At 38.1% G+C, this 6206-nt stretch carries 6 protein-coding genes; 2 read left to right on the top strand and 4 right to left on the bottom strand.

What is annotated here, in order from left to right; all coding sequences use genetic code 11:
- The coding region (locus ACY10D_RS02075; RefSeq protein ID WP_486999147.1) for a hypothetical protein at positions 1-255 on the bottom strand (255 nt) is incomplete at its 3' end.
- A gap of 149 nt (positions 256-404) precedes the next feature.
- Positions 405-1340 carry a hypothetical protein gene (locus tag ACY10D_RS02070; RefSeq protein WP_486999146.1) on the bottom strand — a complete coding sequence of 312 codons (936 nt, stop codon included), beginning with the start codon at positions 1338-1340 and terminating at the stop codon, positions 405-407.
- A 217-nt stretch (positions 1341-1557) separates the two neighbouring features.
- On the opposite strand from ACY10D_RS02070, the gene ACY10D_RS02065 reads away from it, so the two are divergent.
- Positions 1558-2163: a hypothetical protein gene (locus ACY10D_RS02065; protein WP_486999145.1), complete on the top strand. Its 606-nt coding sequence runs from the start codon at positions 1558-1560 to the stop codon at positions 2161-2163.
- On the opposite strand, the gene ACY10D_RS02060 is transcribed toward ACY10D_RS02065, so the two are convergent.
- Together ACY10D_RS02060 and ACY10D_RS02055 are read right to left on the bottom strand one after the other, a co-directional pair.
- Positions 2160-3383: a hypothetical protein gene (locus tag ACY10D_RS02060; RefSeq protein ID WP_486999144.1), complete on the bottom strand. Its 1224-nt coding sequence runs from the start codon at positions 3381-3383 to the stop codon at positions 2160-2162. The two genes, ACY10D_RS02065 and ACY10D_RS02060, sit on opposite strands and share 4 nt — an antisense overlap.
- A gap of 398 nt (positions 3384-3781) precedes the next feature.
- Positions 3782-5164, bottom strand: coding sequence for a DUF3573 domain-containing protein (locus ACY10D_RS02055; protein WP_486999143.1), 1383 nt, complete (start codon positions 5162-5164; stop codon positions 3782-3784).
- Positions 5165-5515: 351 nt separating this feature from the next.
- Between ACY10D_RS02055 and ACY10D_RS02050 the strand changes: the two genes are divergently transcribed.
- Positions 5516-6184: a trimeric intracellular cation channel family protein gene (locus ACY10D_RS02050; RefSeq protein WP_486999142.1), complete on the top strand. Its 669-nt coding sequence runs from the start codon at positions 5516-5518 to the stop codon at positions 6182-6184.
- Positions 6185-6206 lie beyond the last annotated feature (22 nt).

Here is a 6206-nt window from a genome sequence, read left to right as displayed (position 1 = left end):
TGGAAGGCTATGTGCAGCATTTGAGTTGCTGGCACAAAAATACTGTGCATAATTTAAACCTTGATTCACATTATAGGTCGGATATTTGATTGAATTTACTAAGCTAATATTTGAATAAAACTTAATATCTAAATCTTGAGGCGGTGCTGACGCTACAATGGCAGATACATCTAAATGAGTCGTTTTACCTGCATTTGCACCTGCAAAACCAACACTCGCTAAAGCAATACTTAACCCAATTAATTTCATTTTCATATTTTTCTCCCCTTCGAGATTGTTTTATTAATTATCCCCATAATCTCATTATGGTTTATTTGCTAATATTGATTAGCAAACCTGTGTTTACCATTGCTTCTTGCAAACCAACGATAATAATTCTTTAATCATTTGTTTTTATATGCAACTTACTCATGGCTTACATTGTAATAATGCGTCTCACGTTGATAGCCTTTTTTCATCGTTAGCATCACTTGATCTTTATAGTGCGATAAGTCGACTGTTTTTGATTGCTGTGGATATAGTTTTAACTCAAGACTTGCATAACCATTATCATTACATTGAATCTCAGTAACCTTTGACTTAACTGATTGCTTGGCTGCTGCTTTAGCTGACTTAGTCTTTTTACTTGCTTTATCTTTAGTTATATCTTTTGTCGCCACTGCTGGATTCGCTTTGGTATTATTGGTTTTCCGCGGCTTAATACAACTGCCACTAAAATCAGCAAATAATAACGCATTACCCTTATTGGTTAAGGTGACTTGATTACCCTTTTGGCTATCGCTATAGCTATAATCAGGGTGCACCGGCTCCACGACAACTGCAGTTGCCACCCCCATACCAATCGTTGTTTGTGCTTGCAGTTTCTTTTCTGTTTTTTCATCGATATCAAAGCCATACTTTTTGCTTGGAATAACCGGTTGGAAGCTTACGCGATAGAAACTTAACTTATCATTGTGATTGCCTTCAGGCATATAAAGATTAATCGACTGCTTATGCTTTGGCGCCAAGATCAAACGCGTTTTTGAAGGCAAGATACTTTGCGCCATTTCTTTTGGCGTAAGGGTGATGTCTTTTTCCTTCTTGCCATTTTTAGCAAATGGATTTTCAACGCGCGCAATGTTAACGATATAATAAAGCGCTGATTCGCAGCTATTATTTGTCAACGTTTTGGTCAACTGCATTTTGCCATCTTTGTCTTTATGCCAATAGTCAAACAAGCCATTAACAGCAATCCCACCTGAGCAATCCTTGTATGGCACTGCATTGCCCTGATTAGCCGCAGCAAACAATAATAAACCTAAGCTTGAAAAACCAATGATTTTCGATATCTGTTGAAACATAATTTAAATCCCCATATTTTACGTTTTGCCCCAACGCCCCATTACGTTGAATGGGTGTATTGTAATATCCACTGCCAAGGAAATATTTGCCACTTTGAATTATTGCGTAAGGGAATGTAATCATCAGGGTAGATCATTATTTGACATAACACAGATCAAAACTATACTCAAATTGCCACAGGAAGGACCTAGATAACTAAATAAAGGAGCATAGACTATGACAGCAATGACAATACTTACTAAGCGTTTATATCATCACCTAGCTGATATGATCATAAAAAGACCATCGATAAAGTGCTGTATTTACCCAATGCATTGGTTACAGCACTTCTTGGGTATATTTTTTATCGCATTTACCACACTTAATCTATTTTGTATAAGCCAGATAAGCTTTGCTACAATGCAGTCAGCAAGCATGACTCTGACAGTCACGGCACGGATTAGTCAGCCTGATAAATTACAACTATCGAATCTCAATGCGCAAAATAAGGCGTCATTACAGCCAAGCTTACAAACTGAAGATGATCACAAGATGCACTTTAGTAACAGCAACGAGCGCTTACAGTTGCAACTTGCTGAGCCGGCAACCATAGCACTTGCTAGCGCAGCAACATTAACATCGCTACACAGTGATAAAGATAGCAATTTTCACGAAATTCCACTTAAAGTATTTGTTAATGACATTGAGCTAGACACATCACGACTTCAGCTGACGCACAATCAAACGCATCAAATTCATATCACAAGCGAGACACTCAACAAGATGATCGAAGGATATTATCACGGCGTTGTTTTATTGAATATTCATGGTGTTTGGGATTAAATAAAGAAACACTGGATAGGTTGAGATCCTACATTTACATCCTTGTACATCCACATGGGCTTTGGAACGTTTCCCGACAAGGCTTTAACATGTTTAAGCTCAAACATGAATAAAGGTGATGTTGCTGTTTTTTCACCCAAAGCTAACTCTGCCCTGCCGTACTCCTCACCCACATTTATGCCAAATGAATCCCATTCAAATTGTTTGTCAAATGTTAGTAAACCAGCAGAAGCAGTGATATTACGATACAGAGAGTGATAGTATTGCGTCATTAACACATCTTCATCGGTTGACTCTATCGAGAAGGCTGATGTAAGTGGCGGTATGAGCTCACCATCATTGAGTTGTTTGCCAGTATGCCCCGAACAGATGATGTCATTTTTATGTACATCTGTCAGGTTGTGGATTTTAAAGCTCCAATTATGCAAATCATCTCCAGCAGTACCAATTCGATATGTCGTTTTATAGGTATCAACATAAGATAAATAACCACTGAGTTTGGCCGGTGCTAAAGGTGGTTTAATATAATCAATATAACTATTACCTTGATATTCCATCACCTCTTGATCTTTTCTTTCACCCTTTTTAGTGATTTTTTGATACTCAAAACGATGACCAAAAATTTCATAACTACTATGACTAACTGTTGCTTCAAGATCAGCCGTTGGCTTTTCTGAGCTTTGAATAAGACTTTCGGGCTCAACCTCAAAATAAAGAGTTGGCACGCCACAATACAATTCAGTGCATGGATTTGTTTTGAAGGTTCCATGCTCTAATAATGCATGATAATCGTAACGTTGACCTTTAAAGGTAAATTTCATATCCATGGTTTTATTTTTTGAGTCCGTTGCTATATCATTGTTCTCCAAAGTACATGTATACAATGCATTTGGCATTTGCGAAAAATAGACAAGTGACTTATTTAAAGAATATAACATTTGACCATCGGTCATCTTAGTAGCATTAACTTTTAGCAACTCATCTTTCTTGGTGTTGGCACTTAACGTAAAAGCGGCAGAGTACCACACATTGCTTGATGGATCAGTTTGAAACTTTAATAACACAAACTGTGACAACTTTGGAATAGTTGGTAATGATTGTAATGCATATGATCGCATACTTCCCATATTGCGCCAATCCTTACCATCGACACACTCTTTTGCTTTTGTTGAGAAAGCAATATGCGCATTATAAATCGGATGATTTGTATTATTTTCCAAAGTGAGTGCTTGGGACTTGATTGCAATAAGACTTAATGCGGTAAATGATATTGAAATTACTTTTTTTATTTTTTTTCACGATTAACTCCATTTAATTTTTGACTAAGACTAAATATACCGCCCACAAGTGCACACCGTACCCTGAGCATATACAATCAAAAGGGGTTGGCTATGGTCATAGCTTAATTTTTTAAAGAATATTTCAGCGGAGCATGCAGTAATACAGGAAGGGTACGTCAGTCTCCACTGAAAGTTGCTCATATGCGAGATGATCGTAATACATTTTTCCTTTAAAATTTTCAAAAGAAAGGATGTATTGCACATATGAATCAACGTTGGCAACGTCGTTACATAACTAAAGAGACAATAGCATGTAAGCGTTTAATCAGCTAAGCCCATTAGAAATAAGTAGAAAGATCTAATGTTGCTTCGTAACTGGTTTTGCCATTATATAAATCTAACCTGCCAAGCTCTAGACTAACAAGATTATTCTTAGAGAATACATGTGAGCTTAGGTATGCCAGATATTCATTTTGCACGCCAAGCACATTGGGCGCAGTTTTGTTGGTCTCATCACCTGGCATAGTAAATGGCAAGTTATTGGTATTATACGCATGCTGCATACCAAGACCTAAATCAAGATCCTGAATGATCTCACCAGATACTGGCAACGGAGTATCTGCTTGGATATACCATGCACCAAAGCGCGTGTTATTACTATAAACTTCTTTGTTTGTCGAACCAGTCCAACCTAATCCTAAGTTGAAATAAGCGTCAACACCGGCATGTACTTCGGCATTGACAATACCATTTCTATTATCATTAACAAGGTTTGGTGAATTTGTATTGCTGACAACCAAAGACGTCGCCCCCATACCCGTACCAATCCAGTTATACATATAGCCCAAAGTACCACCGAAGTTATAGGTATTATTATCATAGTCTGCAAATAGGCTTGCCATGAAGTTTGTTTTGTTATTGCTGTCACTCTTACCTTGGAAGACTGCCAAATTGGCATTGACATTGAAGTGATCTTTACTCTGTGAGGCACTGTATAAGTCACCAAAACTTAAGCCTAAATTCGCCGATACCGTGTCGTGCCCTGGTCTAAACATCGCCTGCGTAATCCCTCCGATCCAAGGACCGCCATCAGCAAACGAACCAAATGATAATCTGTTTTTACCAACGGTTAAGTAAACTGGTGAGCTATCAAGATTACCAAAAGTGACATAAGCATCTCTAACCACTGGATCAGCATAACTGGCACCAGTGAAAACAGTTGATGCCTGAACATAGTGCCCAAGGTTAGCAACAATATATAAATCCGCCTCATTAATGGCTAAATCCCAACCTTGCTCATAACTACTTGTTGCCTGATATGCATTGCCATTGTGTGCACCGTTAAAAGTATCTAATTCATTACCTTGCCACACTGTTGCATCCGCTTCGATATAACCACCAAATATTAATGCGCCATCACTGTATTTATTGCGATGACTCAATATTGAAAACGGCAACCTAGAGCTTGAATATTTCGCAAATGGTTGATCATAATCTGAAAACACACCATATTTTTGATCACTTGTTACATAGATTGCATCGCTTTGATCTTTGCGAGCACCATTTTGATTTGTGTTTAAGTGATCTAACTCTTGCTTTAGCTGATCGATTTGTGCCTGCAATTCAGCATGACTTGTCTGATCTACTGCCCCTTTAGCTGCATATGATGCACTAGAGACACCAAACAATAGCGCACTTGTTATGACAACGACTTTTTTCATCCTTCTCCCCTTGCTTTTTGTTTATTTACCATCAAAAAATCAAAACTTACTGCACATTAACTCAGTTCAGATCCTGCACACTCCCCCTGACTGCGCACATCTGATCACATCAATAACTTCAGAAAACTTTCGGATAGGGACATACTATTCCAAAGCATTTTTCTTTGTGTAACCAAATAGGAAGTATTCGCATGATATTGTTAACATTAAGTAAACCACTATGTTCAGCCTATGATCCATTTAGCGACACACCATAAATTAATCTTCAGATTTTCTAAAAAGCTTTTCCTATGGCTTATCTAGGGGTATTATACGCAGCTAATTTAAGCTGAAATGATTCCTTAATAAATAATGTACTTCCTTGTTGATAAAGTTATCATCTTTCAAATCCTTTATGTGATTGGGATCACCGCTGAAAGCATGTCCGGCACGATTTCTGCCGGCAAGAAAAATATGGATATTTTTGGGATTGTCACCATTGCAACCATTACCGCATTAGGTGGCGGCACCGTACGTGATGTGCTTTTAGGGTATTACCCATTGACTTGGGTGATGTATCCTGAGTATATTCTGGTGACTTTTATCGCCTCTATCTTAGCTATTTTTATCGCGCGCCACATTGTTAAACGTCATAAGTTTTTCTTAATTGTTGATGCATTAGGCCTTGTTACTTTTGCTTATTTAGGCAGTGACATTGGCTATAGTGTCGCACAGCAAGCGGTAAGCAATGACCATTTTATGATTTTTGGTAGCTTCATCATTGCCGTATTAATGGCAATTATCACCGGAGTATCTGGCGGGGTGCTGCGTGATGTATTATGTAATGATGTTCCCCTTGTTTTTCAAGCGGAGCTCTACGCCCTTGTTGCAGCATTGGTTGGCATACTCCACGCATTAACACTGTATTTTAAAGTCGATAATCTCATCAGTGCGCTGATTATTATTGCGATTGGCTTAAGCCTAAGATTATGCGCCATTTATAAAAACTGGCACTTGCCTAAAGTTAAATACTTTTCTTAATCCAACTAAAGCTACACGCCCA

The sequence above is a fragment of the Cysteiniphilum sp. genome, assembly GCF_057495195.1.
Note: the sequence above shows the minus strand (reverse complement) of the source record. Positions and strands in the feature narration are given on the sequence as shown.